Origin of the sequence: Streptosporangium sp. NPDC051023, from assembly GCF_040689595.1 — a bacterium.
In the GTDB taxonomy this organism is placed as follows: domain Bacteria; phylum Actinomycetota; class Actinomycetes; order Streptosporangiales; family Streptosporangiaceae; genus Streptosporangium.
The window spans coordinates 20,251-38,353 of the sequence record NZ_JBFBCE010000024.1 but is presented as its reverse complement, the minus strand read 5'-3'; the positions used below and the strand labels follow the sequence as shown (position 1 = coordinate 38,353).

Annotated in this window: 15 protein-coding genes; 11 read left to right on the top strand and 4 right to left on the bottom strand. The window is 71.5% G+C overall.

The genetic code is table 11. The features are described from left to right. Nucleotides 1-89 precede the first annotated feature (89 nt). From AB0395_RS17860 to AB0395_RS17825, 8 genes are all read left to right on the top strand, one after another. The gene (locus tag AB0395_RS17860; RefSeq protein ID WP_366281795.1) at nt 90-1,448 is read left to right on the top strand and encodes an SWIM zinc finger family protein; all 1,359 of its coding nucleotides are present in this window, start codon (nt 90-92) and stop codon (nt 1,446-1,448) included. Continuing rightward, nucleotides 1,445-2,911, top strand: a complete 1,467-nt coding sequence (locus tag AB0395_RS17855) for a DUF5691 domain-containing protein (RefSeq protein WP_366281793.1) — start codon at nt 1,445-1,447, stop codon at nt 2,909-2,911. Before AB0395_RS17860 ends, AB0395_RS17855 begins: the two co-directional genes overlap by 4 nt. Continuing rightward, entirely contained in the window at nt 2,908-3,975 is a 1,068-nt protein-coding gene (locus AB0395_RS17850; RefSeq protein WP_366281791.1) for an AAA family ATPase, read from the top strand. The genes AB0395_RS17855 and AB0395_RS17850 overlap by 4 nt, the downstream gene beginning before the upstream one ends. Nucleotides 3,976-4,107: 132 nt before the next feature. After that, complete coding sequence (locus tag AB0395_RS17845; protein ID WP_366281790.1) at nt 4,108-6,564, top strand: DUF5682 family protein; 2,457 nt, start codon at nt 4,108-4,110, stop codon at nt 6,562-6,564. Continuing rightward, complete coding sequence (locus AB0395_RS17840) at nt 6,561-7,748, top strand: VWA domain-containing protein (RefSeq protein WP_366281788.1); 1,188 nt, start codon at nt 6,561-6,563, stop codon at nt 7,746-7,748. Before AB0395_RS17845 ends, AB0395_RS17840 begins: the two co-directional genes overlap by 4 nt. A 206-nt stretch (nt 7,749-7,954) precedes the next feature. Then, nucleotides 7,955-8,305, top strand: a complete 351-nt coding sequence (locus tag AB0395_RS17835; protein ID WP_366281787.1) for a YbaB/EbfC family nucleoid-associated protein — start codon at nt 7,955-7,957, stop codon at nt 8,303-8,305. Nucleotides 8,306-8,310: 5 nt separating this feature from the next. Continuing rightward, the gene (locus AB0395_RS17830) at nt 8,311-8,631 is read left to right on the top strand and encodes a hypothetical protein (protein WP_366281785.1); all 321 of its coding nucleotides are present in this window, start codon (nt 8,311-8,313) and stop codon (nt 8,629-8,631) included. Beyond that, a complete protein-coding gene (locus AB0395_RS17825) occupies nt 8,628-9,590 on the top strand; it encodes a hypothetical protein (protein ID WP_366281783.1) in 963 nt (320 codons plus the stop codon). Before AB0395_RS17830 ends, AB0395_RS17825 begins: the two co-directional genes overlap by 4 nt. Before the next feature lie 137 nt (nt 9,591-9,727). On the opposite strand, the gene AB0395_RS17820 is transcribed toward AB0395_RS17825, so the two are convergent. Both AB0395_RS17820 and AB0395_RS17815 read right to left on the bottom strand, forming a co-directional pair. Further along, a complete protein-coding gene (locus tag AB0395_RS17820) occupies nt 9,728-10,177 on the bottom strand; it encodes a thioesterase family protein (RefSeq protein WP_366281782.1) in 450 nt (149 codons plus the stop codon). Between the two features lies 1 nt (nt 10,178). Then, a complete protein-coding gene (locus AB0395_RS17815) occupies nt 10,179-10,808 on the bottom strand; it encodes a TetR/AcrR family transcriptional regulator (protein WP_366281780.1) in 630 nt (209 codons plus the stop codon). Between the two features lie 164 nt (nt 10,809-10,972). On the opposite strand from AB0395_RS17815, the gene AB0395_RS17810 reads away from it, so the two are divergent. Both AB0395_RS17810 and AB0395_RS17805 read left to right on the top strand, forming a co-directional pair. Next, on the top strand, nt 10,973-12,328 hold the full coding sequence (locus AB0395_RS17810; protein ID WP_366281778.1) for an MFS transporter: 1,356 nt from the start codon (nt 10,973-10,975) through the stop codon (nt 12,326-12,328). A gap of 249 nt (nt 12,329-12,577) precedes the next feature. Next, the gene (locus tag AB0395_RS17805; protein ID WP_366281777.1) at nt 12,578-13,582 is read left to right on the top strand and encodes an enolase C-terminal domain-like protein; all 1,005 of its coding nucleotides are present in this window, start codon (nt 12,578-12,580) and stop codon (nt 13,580-13,582) included. 63 nt (nt 13,583-13,645) lie between these two features. On the opposite strand, the gene AB0395_RS17800 is transcribed toward AB0395_RS17805, so the two are convergent. Continuing rightward, nucleotides 13,646-15,223 (bottom strand): LCP family protein, encoded by a 1,578-nt coding sequence (locus AB0395_RS17800; protein WP_366281775.1) that lies wholly within the window; start codon nt 15,221-15,223, stop codon nt 13,646-13,648. Nucleotides 15,224-15,537: 314 nt separating this feature from the next. Here AB0395_RS17800 and AB0395_RS17795 point away from each other — a divergent pair, with 314 nt between their 5' ends. Then, a complete protein-coding gene (locus AB0395_RS17795; protein ID WP_366281773.1) occupies nt 15,538-16,494 on the top strand; it encodes an alpha/beta hydrolase in 957 nt (318 codons plus the stop codon). Here AB0395_RS17795 and AB0395_RS17790 read toward each other — a convergent pair. Continuing rightward, entirely contained in the window at nt 16,467-17,957 is a 1,491-nt protein-coding gene (locus tag AB0395_RS17790; RefSeq protein ID WP_366281772.1) for a prolyl oligopeptidase family serine peptidase, read from the bottom strand. The genes AB0395_RS17795 and AB0395_RS17790 overlap by 28 nt on opposite strands. Between the last annotated feature and the right edge of the window lie 146 nt (nt 17,958-18,103).

Sequence of the window (18,103 nt, the reverse complement as noted above, 5' to 3'; positions counted from 1 at the left end):
GTTTTGAATACAGTAGACCGATAGCCGGGTCAGCACCAGACCGTTTTACGAGAGCTTTTTTGTCGGCGGGGTTGGTTAGCGTTCCGTCCGTGATCGAACGGTGGAACCGGGATCAGGTGCTCGCGCTCGCGCCTGACGCCCCCTCGAGGAAAGCGGCCCAAGGGGTCTCCTCGCCCGGCAAGTGGTCGGGCGCGGGCGCCACCGCGGAGGCAGTGTGGGGTGAGTGCGCGGGCAGCGGCTCGAAGCCCTACCGGGCGTGCGTCGACCTGTTGGAGCCCGCCTACCGGTGCAGCTGCCCCAGCAGGAAGTTCCCCTGCAAACACGCCCTCGGCCTACTGCTCCTGTGGTCGGCCGACGGCGTCCCAGCAGCGCACGAACCCGCCGATTGGGCGGCCGAATGGCTCAGCCAGCGCCGGGCCAAAGCCGCGAAACCCGCCCAGGCCGCCACTGCGGCCCGCGAAGGCGGCCCTGGCCAGACCGCCGACCCCCGCAGAGCCGAGCTCAGGGAGCAGCGTGTGACCGCGGGGATGGCCGAGCTTGAGCGCTGGCTTGCCGACCAGGTCAGGCAGGGCGTCGCCGGGACGCGGAGCCCCGACCATTGGGACGGCCTCGTCAAACGCCTGGTCGACGCCCAGGCCCCCGGCGTCGCGGGCACGGTCTCCCGCCTCGGCCCGATCCTGTTCGGCGAGGACTGGCCCGCCCGCCTTCTCCGCGAATACGCCCTGCTGCACCTGCTGGCGGTCGCCCACCGTGGCATGGCCGCCGCGGAGCCGTACGGCGCGGGCCATGACGCGGGCCTGGTCCAGACGGTCCGCGACCGGATCGGGTTCCCGGTCAGCAAGGAGGAGGTGCTCGCGGGGCGAGCGGTCCGCGACGTGTGGGACGTGCTGGGGCGCCGCGACTTCGAGCAGGACAGGCTGATCACCCGCCGGGTCTGGCTCCGCGGCAGGACCACGGGACGGGCGGCCCTCGTGCTCTCCTATGCCCCCGTCGGCCAGGCGCTCGACGCCTCGCTCGTCACCGGCGTGGCTCTCAACGCCGACCTGGTCTTCTATCCCGGCTCCGCCCCGCTCCGCGCCCTGGTCGCCACCCGCCACGACGGTGCCCCCGCCGCCCCCGCCGCCCCCGCCGCCCCAGCCCTTCCCGAGGGGCCGCCGCCGGGATGCGCCCCGCGGGAAGCCCTCGAAGAGGTGGCCGAGGCCCTGGCCGGAGACCCGTGGCTCGACTCGTGGCCCGTCGTGCTCGAAGCGGTGACCCCGGCGAAGAACGGCTCCTGGCTGCTCACCGGCCCGGCGGGAGGCCTGCCGCTGCACCCGTCGGCGGGCGTCCCGTGGCGGCTCGTCGCGGCCTCGGGCGGCCACCCGCTGACCGTCGCCGCCGAATGGACCCCCGAGGGGCTGCGGCCCCTGACGACATGGGACGACAAGGGCAGGGTGATCGTGCTGTGAACGTCTCGCCGAACACTCCGGCGACCGCCCTGCTGGGCGTCTCGTCCGGCTGGGAGGACCTGGTCTCGACCGCGCTCGTCGGCACGGAGCGTCGCCCCCTCTCCACGGGACCCGTGATCCCGGCGGCCCCGGCAGGCCTGGTGGCCTCCACGGCCGAGGCCGAGCTGCTCGAACGCGCCGCCCTGCTGACCGTCAGGGCACGCGCGGGCCTACGGTTGCGCGCGGGCAGGCCGCTCGACGCCGCCCCGGAGGAGGAGCAGCCGGAGGTCTCGCGGGCGGCCTGCGACCGGCTCGCCCGGATCCTGGGCGGCGAGCGGCCGAGGCTGCTCACCGAATGGTTGGAGACCGCGGCGGCGCGCGGCCACCGGATCTCGCCGCACTTGCTGCCCGAGCTGCTTGACCGCGCGATCGGGGACCGGTCGATCCGCCCGCACCTGGGCGTTCTCGCGGGCGGCAGGGGCCGCTGGCTGGCCGGGCTCAACCCCTCCTGGGGCTTCCTGCTCGAGGAGGTCACCCCGGTAGGAGCCGCGGCGCAGGCCTGGGAGCTGGGAACCCCGGGAGACCGCAGGGCGCATCTCGGCGCGCTGCGGGCGGCGGACCCCGCGGCGGCCAGGCACCTGCTCGAGGCGACCTGGGAGAAGGAGACCCCCGAAGACCGGGCGGTCTTCCTCGAGGTCCTGGCGGACCGGCTCTCGCCCGGCGACGAGCCGTTCCTGGAGCGCGCGCTCGACGATCGCCGCCGCGAGGTCCGCAGGCAGGCCGCCGACCTGCTCACCCGGCTTCCCGGCTCCCGCCTCGGGCAGCGGATGGCGGAACGGGCCTCCCGCTGCCTCACCGTCGAGGACGGGAGGATCCAGGTCGTCCCGCCCTCCGTGTGCGACGCCGCCATGGAGCGCGACGGCATCAGGGCCAAGCCGCCCAGGGGCACCGGCGAGCGGAGCTGGTGGCTCCAGCAGGTCGTTTCCCGCGCCCCGCTCGAGACCTGGGCGGGCCTGCTCGGCCACCCGCCGCGCGAGCTGATCCGGATGAAGATCGTCGACTGGGGGCGCGAGGTCGTGGCCGGATGGGTCCGTGCCACCGTGCTCCAGGGCGACCCCGACTGGGCGCGCGCGCTGTTCGCCTGGGATCCGCTCGCCGACCTGCTGGCCGCCCTGCCCAGGGCGGAGCAGGAGAGCGTCGCGGCCGACTTCGTCCGCAGGCACGGCCTCGACGGTCAGCTGATCATGGTTCTCGGCGGCGCCGCCGCCCCCTGGGGGCCCGCACTGGCGGAGGCGGTGCTGGAGAAGATCCTCCAGGTCTCCGGCACCCAGCCGTGGAACCTCGGGGAGCTGACCAGGCTCGCGGGCGAGCGCGTCGACCCCGCGCTGTACGGCATGGCCGAACGCCTCTCGCTCGAACCGCCCATCCAGGAGGTCGCCGCCCTCCTGCGTTTCCGTGACGACATGTTGAAGGAGCTGCAGTGACAACGGTTCTGCGGGCCCACGCCGAAGACCAGTACGCCGAGGAGCTGGCGATCCTGGCCAAGGACGACGACCGGATCCGCCCGCCGGGCTGGAAGCTGTCCCCCTGGGCGGTGACCACCTACGTCCTGGGTGACGGCGATCGGATCACCCCCAAGTACATCGGCCCGAGGCGCATCGTCGAGGTGGCCGTCGCGACTCTCGCGACCGACCGTGCGCTGCTGCTGCTCGGCGTGCCCGGCACCGCGAAGACCTGGCTGTCGGAGCACCTGGCCGCCGCGATCAGCGGTGACTCGACCCTGCTCGTGCAGGGTACGGCGGGCACCGCGGAGGAGGCCGTCCGTTACGGCTGGAACTACGCCAGGCTGCTCGCCGAGGGCCCGTCCAGGGAGGCGCTGACCCCCAGCCCGGTGATGCGGGCGATGGCCGAGGGGCGCGTCGCCAGGATCGAGGAGCTGACCCGCATGCCCTCCGACGTGCAGGACGCGCTGATCACCGTGCTGTCGGAGAAGACGCTGCCGATCCCCGAGCTCAACCAGGAGGTCCAGGCCTCGCGGGGCTTCAACGTCATCGCGACCGCAAACGACCGCGACCGGGGCGTCAACGAGTTGTCCAGCGCGCTGCGCCGCAGGTTCAACACCGTTGTGCTGCCGGTCCCCGCGACCGCGGAGGAGGAGGTGGACATCGTCTCCCGCCGTGTCGGTCAGCTCGGCCGCTCGCTGGAGCTGCCCCCCGCCATGACCGGTCTTGAGGAGATCCGCCGCGTCGTCACGGTTTTCCGCGAGCTGCGCACCGGCGTCACCGAGGACGGCCGCACCAAGGTCAAGTCGCCCAGCGGCACCCTCAGCACCGCCGAGGCCATCTCGGTTCTCACCAATGGCATCGCCCTCGCCGCCCACTTCGGCGACGGGGTGCTGCGCCCCGCCGACGTCGCCGCGGGAATCGTCGGCGCCGTGGTCCAGGACCCGGTCTCCGACCGCGTGGTCTGGCGCGAGTACCTCGAGACCGTCGTCCGCGAGCGCCAGGACTGGCGCGACTTCTACCGGGCCTGCCGTGACGCGGGCTGAGGCGGTGCGCGGGCACGCCCGGACAAGGGGCGAGAAGGCGGACGGTCCCGTGGTGACGAGGGGTGACGTGCCGGGCGGCCGTGTCGTGACGGGGACCGGACCGGCGGGTGTTCCGGCGTCCGGAGGCCGCCCATGACCGTCTCCGTGCTGGGGGTCCGGCACCACGGGCCGGGCTCCGCGCGTTCTCTGAAAGACGAGCTGGAGCGCCTCAGGCCGGACATCGTGCTCATCGAGGGACCGCCGGAGGCCGACGGGCTGGTCGAGCTGGCCAAGGACCCCGGGCTCGAACCCCCGATCGCGCTGCTGGCCCACGTTCCCGGCGAGCCGTCCAGGGCCGCGTTCTGGCCGTTCGCGGTGTTCTCCCCCGAGTGGCAGGCGATCCGTCACGCCGTGGAGGCGGGGGTCCAGGTCCGCTTCTGTGACCTTCCCGCGGTGCACAGCCTCGCCTCCATGCCGAACGAGGGGCCGAACGAGGGGCCGAACGAGGGGCCGAACGAGGGGCCGAACGAGGGACCGGGCGGAGGTTCGGGTGAGGGGCCCGACGGGGGACCGGATGGGGGAATGCCGGCCGTGCGGGTCGATCCGATCGCCGCCCTTGCGGGCGCCGCCGGATACGACGACCCGGAACGCTGGTGGGAAGACGTGGTCGAGCACAGGGGGGACACGCCGTTCCAGGTGATCGCCGAGGCGATGGCCGCGGTCCGCGAGGGACACCTCCCCGATGAGCAGGAGGCCAGGCGCGAGGCCTTCATGCGGCGCACGATCCGCAAGGCGGTCAGGGACGGATTCGGGCGGATCGCCGTCGTCTGCGGTGCCTGGCACGTGCCCGCGCTGACCGGGCCGCAGGACGCGGCGTGGGGAGCGGGCCTGCCCACGGCGAAGGCGGACGACGCGCTGCTGCGCGGACTGCCGAAGGTCAAGGCCGAGATGACGTGGGTGCCGTGGACCTACGGGCGACTGGCCGCCTGGAGCGGATACGGCGCGGGGGTGACGTCACCCGGCTGGTACCACCACCTGTTCGCCGCCCCCGACCGCCCGGTGGAACGCTGGCTGACCTCGGCGGCGGGCGTGCTGCGCGAAGAGGACCTCCCTGTCTCCTCCGCGCACGTCATCGAGGCGGTACGGCTCGCGCAGAGCCTGGCCGTGCTCAGGGGCAGACCCCTGGCCGGGCTGGCCGAGGCCACGGAGGCGGTCAGGGCGGTGCTGTGCGAGGGCGACGACCTGCCGGTCGAGCTGATCCAGCGGCGCATGGTCGTGGGGGAACGGCTCGGCCACGTCCCCGACTCGACCCCGATGGTTCCCCTCCAGCGCCATCTCCGCGAGGAGCAGCGGAGACTGAAGCTCAGGCCGCAGGCGCTGGAGCAGGAGCACGACCTCGACCTGCGCAAGCCCCTCGACCTGGAGCGCAGCAGGCTGCTGCACCGGCTGCGCCTGCTCGGTGTCGACTGGGGAACCCTCCGGGAGAGCAGGGGCAAGGGCACCTTCCGCGAGTCGTGGACGCTCGCCTGGCGGCCCGAGTTCGACATCGACCTGATCGAGGCGAGCGCCTGGGGCACCACCGTCGCCGCCGCGGCGACCGCACGGGTCCGCGACCTGGCCGACGGAGGGACGGCACCCGCCCGGGCCACCCCGGAAGGCGCAGGGGCCCCGGGAGGACCGGGATCCGGAGGACCGGGTGCGGGAAGGCGAGGCCGGGGATCGGGCGGACCCGGTGCCGGGGGCGGCCCCGGCGGAGCGGCTGCCACCGGAGTCTCGCTGGCGACCCTCACGGGGCTGGTCGAGCGGTGCCTGCTCGCTGACCTGCCGGACGCGCTGCCGTACGTGATCGACGCGCTGTCGGCGCGGGCCGCCCTGGACGGCGACGTCACACACCTGATGGCCGCGCTCCCCGCCATGGTGCGCGCCCAGCGCTACGGCGACGTGCGCGGAACCCCCGCGACCGGGCTGGCGGCCATCGTCGACGCCCTGCTCACCAGGATCTGCGTCGGGCTCGGCGGCGCGGTGACCGGGCTCGACGACGACGCCGCCCGTGACCTGCTCGGGCACGTCGACGCGGTGCACGCCGCCGTCGCCCTGCTCCAGGACACCTCCGCGACCCCGGAGGAGGAGACGCCCAGGGGGCGGTGGCTGGCCGCGCTGCGCGGTGTCTCCGGGCGCGCCGACCTGCACGGGGTGATCGAGGGGCGGTTCACCCGGATCCTGCTCGACGCAGGGCACCTCGACGCCGGGCAGGTGGGCGCGCTGATGTCGAAGGCCATGTCGGCGGGTCATCCTCCGGCCCGCGCCGCGGCCTGGATCGAGGGGTTCCTGTCCGGAGGTGGCCTGCTGCTGGTCCACGACGCCCGGCTGCTCGCGCTGGTCGACGAGTGGCTCACCGGGCTCGCCCCGGAGACGTTCGTCGACGTGCTGCCCCTGCTCCGCCGTACGTTCGGCGCCTTCGCCGCGCCCGAGCGGCGCTCGATCGGCTCACGGGTCCGATCGCTCGAAGCGGGACAGGGGCACGCCACCGCCGAGGACGTGGACGAGGAGCGCGCGGCGGCGGCCGTACGCACCGTGCTGGCGATTTTGGGAAGGGCGGAGAAGGCGTGACGGACGAGAGGCTGCGCCGCTGGCGGCTGGTGCTCGGCGGAGACGCGGACGGCACCGGGTGCGCGCTCGGCGGCGGTGACGCGCAGATGGACGGTGCCCTGGCCGCGCTCTACAACAGGGGCGGCGCGGACGGTGCGGGTGGCGGTGCGGGTGGTGCGGGTGGCGGTGAGCGGAGTGCGGGGCTCGGCGCCTCCGCGCCCCGGGTGGCGCGCTGGCTGGGCGACATCCGCTCCTACTTTCCCTCGACCGTCGTCCAGGTCATGCAGAAGGACGCGGTCGAGCGACTGAACCTCACCCGGCTGCTCCTGGAGCCGGAGATGCTGGAGGCGGTCGAGCCGGACGTCCATCTGGTCGGCACGCTCCTCTCCCTCAACCGGGTGATGCCGGAAAAGGCGCGCGAGTCGGCCCGCGTCCTGGTCGGAAAGGTGGTCTCCGAGCTCGAGCGGCGGCTCGTGCAGAAGACGAAGGCGGCCGTGACCGGCGCGCTCGACCGCTCCGCGCGGACCAACCGGCCGAAGCGGGTCGCCGACATCGACTGGGACCGCACGATCCGGGCCAACCTGAAGAACTACCTGCCGGAGCGGAACACCGTCATACCCTCCAGGCTCGTCGGGTACGGCAGGCGCCGGCGAGCGGTCCAGCGCGAGGTCGTGCTCTGCATCGACCAGAGCGGGTCGATGGCCGCCTCCGTCGTCTACTCGAGCGTCTTCGGCGCGGTCCTCGCCTCGATGCGCTCGCTCAAAACCTCGCTGGTGGTCTTCGACACCTCGGTCGTCGACCTGACCGACCAGCTTCACGACCCGGTCGAGCTGCTGTTCGGCACGCAGCTCGGCGGTGGCACCGACATCAACCGGGCCATCGCCTACAGCCAGGGGCTCATCACCCGGCCGACCGATTCGATTTTCATCCTGATCAGCGACCTCTACGAGGGAGGCGTCAGGGAGGAGATGCTCCGCAGGGTCGCCCAGATGACCTCGGCCGGAGTTCAGGTGATCGTGCTGCTCGCGCTCTCCGACGAGGGCGCGCCCTTCTACGACCACGACAACGCCGCGGCCCTCGCCGCACTCGGCGTCCCCGCCTTCGCCTGCACCCCCGACGCCTTCCCCGGCCTGATGGCCGCGGCCATCGAGCGCCGTGACATCGGCCGGTGGGCCGAACGGGAGCTGGAACGCACGGCCACCTGAGCTCGCTCTGGCGAGGATGGCACGGAGGCCCGTCCTTGCCAGAGCGCCCAGGCCTGGAGCGTCGGATATGACCGTTCCGCGAAGACCGCTCCAGCATGTGATCCATGATCGACAGTGAGGGGGTGGGGCCGATACCCTCCGGACGGATCGACCGTTAACCGGGTGGATCGGCGTCGTCTTGTGACAAAGCGGTTCGGGGGTACGGCATGGCCGTTTCTGATGAAAGTGATGCCCGCGGAACGGGCGAGGCCGCCGGCGGACTGGTGAGCGCCGAGGTCGGTGCCGACGGGCTGCTGGAGAGGCTGCGCCTGAACCCGCGCTCCCTGCGGCTGTGCCTGGAGGAGCTGGCCGAGGAGGTCGTCTCCGCCGTGCGGGCGGCGCAACAGGACCGGATCGGCCGGATCGGCGAGCGCCCGGAGGAAGCGGTGGCCCCGGCGGATCTGGGTCCGGAGGTCCTGATGCGGAGGCTGGATGAGATGGAGATCCACGTCGTCCACGATTTCGATCGGCTGACCGCGACGCTCGACGAGACGCTGCGACGACTGGAAGACAGGTAGACGAGATGACGTCCGAAGAGATAACGATCGACGCCGATGGCAGGTACGCCGCCGGACGAGGTTTTCAGACGTTGGCGGATGAGTACGTGCAGTTCGTCGAAGGCCTGCGAGGTCAGCGGGGAGATGAGGCTCCGCTGCCGTATACGGAGTTCTCCGGCCCCTACCTCGAACTCAGGGACGCACTGCTGGGCGAATGCCGGCAGCTCGGCGAGCACCTGCGCCGCACCGGTGACGGCCAGGTCGTCATGGCCGAAAGGAACGTGGCCACCGAGCAGGTCAACACGGCGAACGCTGTGTGGCTGGGTGAAGGCTGGGCTCAGATATGAGCGCCATGACGGACGCCCCGGACGTCGCCGCGGGCTGGTCACTCCTGGGGCTTCCCCCGCTGCCGGCCACCGACGGCCTCGATCGGCACAGCGCCGAGTTGGACGGCGCCGGCGCCTACCAGGATCGGCTCGTCTCCGACGGCGGGCGGGTGCACCGGCTCGCCGACGTCAACCAGGGACAGGCCGCCGACGCGGTGCATGCCTACACGGTCGGCCGCGAGGGCATCCTGCCCCAGGCGGCCGACCTCGGCAACCGCGTCACCGTCACCTCCAGCCTCCTGCGGGTCGCGAAGGAGGTCGTCGGATGGTTCGGCGACCATCTCGCCGAGATCGCCGTCGTCGCGGGGGCCGTCGTGGTCACCGCTCCCGAGCTCCTGCCCCGCCTGCGGAGCATGGCCGGGCGGTTGTTCGCCATGCTCCGCAAGGTCATGGAACACATCGGAAACGTCTTCAAGCGCCTCTCTGCAATTTATCAGAAAAAGAGAGAGAATGACGTTGCTGTCGTTCTGCACAGAAAATGGATTGAGGACTTCCGGCTGAAGAAGGGGCCCAATGCGACGCGGCCCAAATCGATTACCAAAGAAGTAGACGCGGCATGGCGGAAAAAGCATGGCGACGAGATCGACATCTCCAGGGCGGAGTACCACGAGCTACCGCCCTCCCTTCAGGCGGAGAACGGGGCGTCCGCACGGGTGGCGCTCGACATAGTGGATGACGCTATGAAGAGGGGAGTGGATTTGAAAAGCGAAAAATTCATGGAAGATGCCGCTTCGAAAGTGCACGATAAATGGCTCGAGCGGAATCCCTGGGCTCCTGACCACCAGAAGCTGCCATATGGGCAGTTGTCGGCGATTGAGCAGGAAAAGGACCGGGTGGTCGTCCGTGCGGCGCTTGATCACTGGTCGGTGCGCTTGGCCGAGCGGACGAGAGGCGCACGTGATGCTCTGCGCATGACATAGCGATCGTCTGGAGCTCGTCTTCGATCGATGCCTGCCCCTGGGGGCGGCGAGGAGAGAACGTGCGCCAGGTGATGACCGTGGGGTGGGCGGTGGGACGTCCGCGTGTCATCGAAACCCCCGGCCGTTCCCGAGGGGGGCTAATCCCGGGGATCCGGTGTCAGGAGCAGCGGGTGAAGCGACTCGCGCAGGGCCGGGCTGATCGGGCTCGGCCGGAGCGTGGCGAGGTCGAGTTTGACCTGGACGCGGCGGCCCTCGGCGTGCACGACGCCGTGGTCGGCCGACAGCACGCGGAAGCCGTACACCACGCTGGTCGTGCCGACGTGCTCCACCCAGAAGTGCACCGCCGCCGCGCCCACGGTGTTGATCGGCGCGTGGTAGGTGACGGAGAACTCGCGCACCACGAAGAAGATCTCCGCGAAGTGCGGCTGGGTGGGGTCGAAGGCCCAGCCCCGCTCGGCCCAGTAGCCCGCGAGCGCCCGTTCGAGCAGCAGGACGTAACGGGCGTTGTGCACCACGCCCATGGCGTCGAGGTCCTCGAAATGGATCTGGACGGGATGAACGTGTCCGGGTCGCAGGGCGGTCGTCATGTCAGGCCTCCGGGAGGATGCTGGGATCGGTCGCCAGAGCACGGAGCCGGTCGAGCACGGCACGGCGGGCGTACTCGTGACTCTGCTCGTGCTGCAGCAGATGGGTGTGGACGATCACGACCGCGCCGAGCGCCTCGATCTCGAAGGCGAGCTGGTGAGGGTCGGTGCCGGGCCGTAGCTGGCCGAGCTCGACGGCTTTGCCGACAAGCCTGGCCAGCAGGCTCATCCAGCTGTCGATCGCGGTGGCGATGGCGTCGTGGACCGGGCCGGGGCGGTCGTCGAACTCGTTGTCGACGGCGCGGAAGAAGCAGCCGCCCGGCAGCTGCCCCGAGGCGTAGAAGGCCAGGCGGAGCTCGTGCAGGGCCAGCAGCCTGCGCACCCCTGCCGGGGCACGCAGGGCGGGCTCGACGATCTGCTCGATCCACTGCTGCTGGGCGTGCTCCACGATCGCGAGCTGGAGCGCTTGTTTGTCCGGCCAGTGCGCGAAAAGCCCGGACTTGCTGACGCCGAGCGTCTGGGCGAGACGGGCGAGCGACAGGCCCTCGAGTCCCTCGACCGAGGCCAGCCCGACGGCGGCGTCGAGCACCGCCTTACGGGTTCGTTCGCCACGCTGGAGTCGTCCGTCGATCACTTGCCCACCTTAGCAAACAATATGACCGACCGGTCGTGCATATTTCTGAGTTCGCGGTTCCGGACGTCACCCCGGGGTGTGCTGGGAGGGGGAGGGTCCTACGACCAAGGGCTGACCCCCGAGGCCGATGCCCGGCGCTGGGGCGCTCCCATACCGTCCGTTTCATGACTACTACGACGGTTGCCGCCCCTTCCGGGGGGATATTCGCTGAACGCTATCGCGCGCTGACGGTCGGCATGGTGGCGCTGATCGTCCTGGTCGCCTTCGAGGCGCTCGCGGTGGCAACCGCCATGCCGGTCGTGGGACGCGCGCTCGACGGGCTCGCGCTGTACGCCCTGGCCTTCAGCGGGGCGCTGGCCGCCGGGATGGTCGCGACCGTGCTGGGCGGGCGCTGGGCGGACCGGCGCGGACCGGTCGCCCCCCTCTGGACGGGCGTCGTGGCCTTCGCCGCGGGACTGGTGGTCGCGGGGGTCGCGCCCACCATGGACGTGTTCATCCTGGGCCGGTTCGTGCAGGGCTTCGGCGGCGGGATCTTCCAGGTCGCGTTGTACGTACTGGTCTCACGGGTCTACCCGGCGGCCATGCATCCCAAGGTGTTCTCGATCTTCGCCGCGGGCTGGGTCGTGCCATCCATGGTCGGACCGGCGGTCGCGGGCGTCGTGGTCGAGCAACTCGGCTGGCGCTGGGTCTTCCTGGGGGTGCCGATGCTCGTCGTCCCCGCCGCGCTGCTGCTCTGGCGAGGTCTCGCCACGACCCCGGCGGTGGAGGACCAGGTGGAGACGGGCGGGCGCACCTCCATCGTCAGGCGTCTCGGCTGGGCCGTGCTGACGGCCGTCGGCGCCGCGCTCATGCAGTACGGCGGAGCGGCCCGCGGCGCCGGGCTCGTTCTGCTGGCCACCGGGCTGGTCCTGCTGGCCCTGTCACTGCCCAGGCTGCTGCCGCCGGGAACCCTCCGCGCCACACGCGGCCTGCCCTCGGTGATCGCGCTGCGCGGCATCGCCGCGGGCACCGTCCTCGGCGGTGAGGTGTTCCTGCCGCTCATGCTCACGGGGGAGCGCGGCCTGTCACCGGCCGCGGCCGGAATGGTGCTCACCGCGGGCGCGCTGGCCTGGGCGTTCGCCTCGTGGGTCGTTGGGCGCAAGCAGTACGACCGGGTCCTGATCCTGCGCACGGGCCCTGCCCTGATCGCCGTGGGCATCGTGCTGATGGCCCTGACCGTGTTCCCCGGAGTCCCGGTGCCGCTGGCCGCCCTCGGCCAGCTGGTCGTCGGGCTCGGCATCGGAAGCGTCTACCCCACGCTGTCCGTGCTCGTCCTGGAGCTGTCGAACCCCGGGGAGGAGGGCGAGAACAGCGCCTCCATGGGAATCGGGGAGTCGGTCTTCACCGTGGTCACGGTCGCCGTCGTCGGCGCGATCGTCGCCGCCTTCGGCGCCGTCGGCCCGGTGTACCTCGTGTGCTTCGCGCTGACGGCGCTCGTGGCGAGCGCGGGCGTGCTCGTCGGAGGCCGGTTCAGGAGCTGAACGCCTTGACCGGCCCAGTGCTGAGCCCGGGGCCGAGCCCGGTGCCGAGTGCCAAGGCCCGTCCTGGGCCGGGCGCCTGATCTAGCCGGGGGCGGCGGCAGGTCGGGGAGCCCGCGGTCGTGGCACCATGGGAAGAACGCAGAGCGCCTCCGTGTTGGGAGATGAGTCCCGCCTCAGGGCGGGACTCGTTTTTTTCCGAGGTGTTTTCTCACGGTAGTTTTCCCGACCTGTAAGGAATCGAGGGGGTCCATGCCGCGCGTACGTGAGCTTGAGGTGTTCCGGCTGGTCCTGCCCTACGGCAGGCGCCCCGAGGCGATCCTCGTCCGGCTCACCGACTATGGGGGCATGACCGGATGGGGGGAGGTCGTCGATCCCGCCCCGAAGACCTGGAGACTCCTGCAGGAGAGGCTCGGGAACGCGCTGATCGGCGTCGACTGGGAGCACCCCGACGAGCTGGGCGACGTCCCCGGCGGCCCGGCGGCCGACATGGCCTGCTGGGACCTGTGGGCGAGGATGCGCGGGGTGCCGCTCTCCCACGCGCTGGGCGGCAGCCGTACCTCGCTGATGGCCACCGTCAGGATCGGTGCCGAGCGCAACCTGGAGAGTCTGGTCGCGCGGGTGAACCGCTACGTCTGCGCCGGGTACGCCCACGTCACCCTGGACGTCCACCCCGGATGGGACATTGAGCCGTTGCGCGCGGTACGCCAGGCCTATCCCGCGCTCGGCATCGGGGTCGACGCCCGCCGCGGCTACACCGGCGCCGACGCCCTCGAGGCCCTGGACGCCTACACGCTCTCGTCCATCGAGCGTCCGTTCGTCGATCTCGCCGGCCACGCCGACCTGCAGGAACGTGTCGCCGCCCCGGTGCTGCTCGAGGTGTCCTCCGCCGCGGAGCTGGACGAGGCGGTCATCGCCGACTTCGGCAGGGCGCTGCTGCTGCGTCCCGCGGCGCTGGGCTCGCTGCGTGAGGTACGGCGGATGCACGACGTCGCGGCGGCGGCGGGGTGGGAGATCGCCTGCTCGGGAGGGCAGGGCACCGGCCTGGCCAGGGCCGCGACGGTCGCCGCGGCCAGCCTGCCCGGCTGCGGGCTGCCCTGTGACGTGGCCGAGCCCCCGCGCAGCGCGCAGATCGTCACACCGCCGGTCGGCGCCTCGGGGGGTGTCGTCGCCGTGCCGCTCACCCAGCCCGGTCTCGGCCACACCGTCGATGTGAACCGCGTCCGCCGTCTCGCCAAGGAGTCCTACGCGACCTGAGCGCCTCCGGTGACAGGCTGTCGTTCCTTGACGCGGACAAGTCCGCCGGGGAGCGGAGCCGGGTCAGGCGCAGCCCGCGCTGATCTCCTTCGGGGCGGCGGGGTTCGTCGGTTTGGCGTTGGTTTCGGCGTCCGTCCCGGCCTTCCTGGTGGCGGTCGGCGTGGCACTCGGCGTCGCTGCCCGCCCCGTGGCCGCGGAGGTGGGCACAGAGGTGGGCACAGAGGTGGGCGCGGTGGCCTCCGGGGTGGCGGTGGCTCCTGGGGAGGCGGTCGCCGAGACAGTGGCGGTGGGCGTGGCGGTGGCGGCAAGGTGCCGTGAGGAGACGGACGAGGCACGGATGGCCTTGGCGGTGACAGTGCGGATCTTGGCCCAGTCGGGATAGCCGGTGTTGATCAGCGGCGGGACGAACGGGACGCTGGTCACTTTGGCGTTCTTCACCTTCAGGGCCAGCGGGACCAGGTGCTCCAGCATCGGGCGCGGGATATCGGTCCTGAGGAGTTCCTTGGTGGCCAGCGCGATCCGGTTGAACCGGGAGAGCACGGTCGCCGGGTCGGCCTGCTGGAGCAGGGCGCTCAGCACGCAGCGCTGGCGGCCCATCCGGGTGTAGTCGTCACTGTAGGTGCGCGAGCGGGCGAACCACATCGTGTCGGCTCCGCCGAGCCTGCGGGTTCCCGCCTTGACGAGTCCCTCGTTGTACTTGCCGAAGACAACGTCCTGCGGAACGGTCAGCCGCAGGCCGCCGATGGCGTCGATCAGCCGGGCGAGGCCCCACATGTTCACCAGGGCGTACCAGTCGACTCTCAGGCCGAGTGTGTAGCCGACCGTTTCCATGAGGGTCTTGGTGCCCTGTCCCTTGCGCCCGCCGAAGATCTCCGGGTGGGCGTCGGCGTACTCCCAGACCGCGAAGAGCAGGTCCTCGCGTGAGCCGTCCGGGTTGGCGGGCAGCCGGAAACCGTCGGGGAACCGCTTGGCCATCGGGGAGCCCGGTACGAAACGGACGTTCTCCAGGTTGCGCGGCAGTCCCAGCAGCACGGTGTTGCCGGTCTTGACGTCGATGCTGGCCAGGTTGATGCTGTCGGTCCGCACGCCGACCCGGTGGGTGTCGGCGTCACCGCCGAGCAGCAGGATGTTCACCCGGTCCCGGCCAGCCCACGGGTCCGCGCTCTGGGAGGTCTGGGCCTGTGGCGCGGGGGTGGTCGGCGCGGCGCTGAAGACCCGGTCCAGGGTCGACTGCGAGACCGAGGCGTACTGCCCGACCAGGCCGAACGGCAGCACAACCGCGACCGCGAGCACTCCGGCGACGACGCCCGCCACCGCCTGCCTCGGCCCGCGGAGCCTGCCGGGCTTCAGCACCGTGAACGAGTGCACGACCAGTGCGAACCAGGCGAAGCCCAGTACCAGGGAGGCGACCGTGACGCCGGTCAGCCACGACGAGGTGACCAGCTGCCCGGCCAGGTCGCCGAGGTCGGCGGTGAGCAGGACCCACAGCGCGCCGAGCAGCAGCAGGAGATAGACCGACAGCAACACGAGCCCGGTCCTGCGCCATCCGGCCCGCAAATGCGCGGCCCCCGGTACCACGATGGACAGAGCCGTCCATCCGATGACCGCGCCGAGCCCCCGTGGCCCCGATCTGTCCCCCACCTGCTCCCCGATCTCCCACGTGCTTGAGCGCCGCAGGGAGATGGTAGGGCGGATACCAGGGCTTGTGGGCGACGACTGGATGAACAACTCGGAAAGGCAATCCTCCCTTATCCCGACATACCTCCTAGAATGAAATTCTGTTCACGTTTTTTTGCCGAGATGGGGGCTGTGATTGGCGTCCGCCGAGCCCCGCCGGTGAGCGGCGGCGACGACCTTTCCGGTAATTGCCTCGGAGGCCCTTGGTGGGGTCGTTAACCCCACCAAGTGTCCGAAACCCTCTGAGAGAGCGCCTCTTCGGACGTAACCTGACTTCCATGTCCGACGTTCTCGGTCCCGGTTACGAGCTCACGACCCTGCCCATGGCCGACGACCACGAGGGGCCGGTGGTCGCCTCCCTCGTACGGCGGCGCGCCCCCGACCCCACCGGCAGAGCCGTGCTCTACATCCACGGATTCACCGACTACTTCTTTCAGACCCACCTGGCCGACCACTTCGTCGCCCAGGGTGTCGACTTCTATGGCCTCGACCTGCGAAAGTACGGCCGCTCGCTGCTGCCACACCAGACCAGGGCCTTCGTGCGCAGCCTCACCGAGTACTTCCCGGAGATCGACGAGGCGATCAGGATCATCCGCGAGCAGGACGGCCACGACGAGGTCACCCTCAACGGCCACTCGACCGGCGGGCTGGTCTGCGCGCTCTGGGCCGACCGGGTCAGGGGCAGGGGCCTGGTCCAGAGCCTGGTGCTCAACAGCCCCTTCCTCGATCTGAACGTCCCGGCCCCGCTGCGCCTGGCCGCGGACCTGTTCAAGGGGCCGCTGTCCCGGATGTCCCCGCGTGCCGTCCTGCCGGTGGGCATCTCGACCGCTTACGGTGCGAGCCTGCACCGCGACCACCATGGCGAGTGGGATTTCGACCTGGACTGGAAACCGCTCGGCGGGTTCCCCGTCCACGCGGTGTGGCTGGCCGCGATCCGCAGGGCACAGCGGCGCCTCCACGGAGGCCTGCGGGTGGACGTCCCCGTCCTGGTGCTCTGCGCGGAGAAGGGGCTGAAGCTGCGTGACTTCGCCCCCGAGGCCCGGGAGGCGGACGTCGTGCTCGACCCCGGGCAGATCGCCCACTGGGCCACCAGGATCGGCTCGAACGTCACGTGCGTCCGGGTGCCGGGCGGCATGCACGACCTGGTGCTGTCGTCGCAGCCCGCGCGTGAGCGGACGTTCGCCGAGATGGACCGATGGCTCGACTGCTACCAGGGGAAGGCGAAGAGGCTGTAGTAGGCGCCCGCGACCAGCAGCAGTCCGGTGCCGCCGAGCACCCCGCCGATCGCGGCCCGCTGCGGGCGGCTGGGTTCCCAGCCCTCCCGCAGTCCGGAGACGACCGCCGCGGCGGCCGTGACCTCCTGCAGCAGCATGAGCACCGCCAGGATCCTGATGACCAGCCACCCCGCGAGCACCGCGGGCCACGCCCCCGCCTGGTTCACCGAGAACAGCACCAGCAGCGTGATGAAGGCGACAACCGAGACGAGCAGTCCGGCGCCGGTCCACGCCATCCGCCGGAACCGGCGTCTGATCGGCGGCCAGACTCTCGCGTTGGCCTCACCCGGCAGCTGCCTGCCGCGCAGCCGTACCACCATCTCGGCCACCGGGCCGACCACGTATCCCACCGCGGCCAGGCACAACGTCAGCCCGAGGACCGTCGCGCCTGCGTACCACGGGGCGGTCGGCACCTCGCTCGCCTCGTAGCGCTGGACGGGCGTCGCGCCCGCGATGTGCACGGCGGGCCTGGCGGTGCCGGGCAGGCCCCTGACCCAGTTGGAGAGCGTCTCGAGATAGCCGGGGGCGAAGGGGCCGCCGTGCAGGCGCATGCCGTGGTCGGCGCCCTTCAGGTAGCGGATCGTGTAGTCGGCGTTGCCGCCCTCGGTGAGCGCGCCGGTCAGCGCCTTGCTGCTCTCCACGAACGGGATCGACGGGTCGCGCGTGCCGTACAGGGCCAGGACGGGGCGGTGCATCCGGCGCAGCGCGGGCAGACCGTCGTAGCGCAGGAAGTTCATGTGGACCGCGCTCATCGCCCTGATGAGCAGTTCCCGCACCCCGCTGGGCGCGTGCAGCCGGTCGAGCTGCTCGCCGAGCGCCCACGTGACCTGCCGCAGCGGTGAGACGTTGGGCGCGGAGACCAGCACGGTGAACCTGACGTCCTGGCTCTTGGCCGCGGCGATCGGGACCACCCAGCTGCCCTCGCTCACCCCCCACAGGCCGGTTCTGGCGGGGTCGACGTCGGCACGCAGCCTCAGCCTGGCCAGGACGCGCAGGGCGTCGTCGGCCAGCAGACCGAAGTCGCGGTTGCGGAAGTCGTAGCGCACGGTCCGCTTGTCGTAGACGAGCGTGACGATCCCCGCCCTGGCCAGCCACTCGGCCTGGGTGGTGAACTCGCCGCGCGCGCCCGCTCCCGCACCCTGGACGAAGACCAGGGCGGGATGTCTGCCGGGGGTGAGCGGAGCGCGGATCGTGGCGCTCAGGGTGGTGTCCCCGGCGTCGACGGTGAGCTCCTCGACGGAGATCTGCCCGTTCGCGGAGACCGGCCTGGTCTCCGCCGCGGGCTGGGCGGGCAGGGTCTGGAAGAGGGGGTCCACGTTCAGCGGCGGCGGGTCGAACGGGGGCGGCAGGGTGTAGCCCATCGTCGCGAGTGCCAGCAGGACCACTCCCGCCGCCACGCTCAACACGCCTCGGCCAGACCACATGCCGATCCGCTCCCCGATCGTCGTTCGCCTCCGGGATGAACGTATGCAGGTATCGTTCCCTTCGATCTTCAAGCGTACTCACGACCCGTCCCCAAGGTGGAGGGAATGTGAGCAGTGTGGTCACAGTGGCCTCGTTTGCGGCGGAG

Bases quoted from the DNA above. Each gene is read 5' to 3' on its own strand.
- AB0395_RS17830 (WP_366281785.1), top strand. From the start codon at position 8,311: ATGACGTCCGAAGAGATAACGATCGACGCCGATGGCAGGTACGCCGCC.
- AB0395_RS17835 (WP_366281787.1), top strand. From the start codon at position 7,955: ATGGCCGTTTCTGATGAAAGTGATGCCCGCGGAACGGGCGAGGCCGCC.
- AB0395_RS17805 (WP_366281777.1), top strand. From the start codon at position 12,578: ATGCCGCGCGTACGTGAGCTTGAGGTGTTCCGGCTGGTCCTGCCCTAC.
- AB0395_RS17795 (WP_366281773.1), top strand. From the start codon at position 15,538: ATGTCCGACGTTCTCGGTCCCGGTTACGAGCTCACGACCCTGCCCATG.
- AB0395_RS17790 (WP_366281772.1), bottom strand. From the start codon at position 17,957: ATGTGGTCTGGCCGAGGCGTGTTGAGCGTGGCGGCGGGAGTGGTCCTG.
- AB0395_RS17825 (WP_366281783.1), top strand. From the start codon at position 8,628: ATGAGCGCCATGACGGACGCCCCGGACGTCGCCGCGGGCTGGTCACTC.
- AB0395_RS17845 (WP_366281790.1), top strand. From the start codon at position 4,108: ATGACCGTCTCCGTGCTGGGGGTCCGGCACCACGGGCCGGGCTCCGCG.
- AB0395_RS17820 (WP_366281782.1), bottom strand. From the start codon at position 10,177: ATGACGACCGCCCTGCGACCCGGACACGTTCATCCCGTCCAGATCCAT.
- AB0395_RS17810 (WP_366281778.1), top strand. From the start codon at position 10,973: ATGACTACTACGACGGTTGCCGCCCCTTCCGGGGGGATATTCGCTGAA.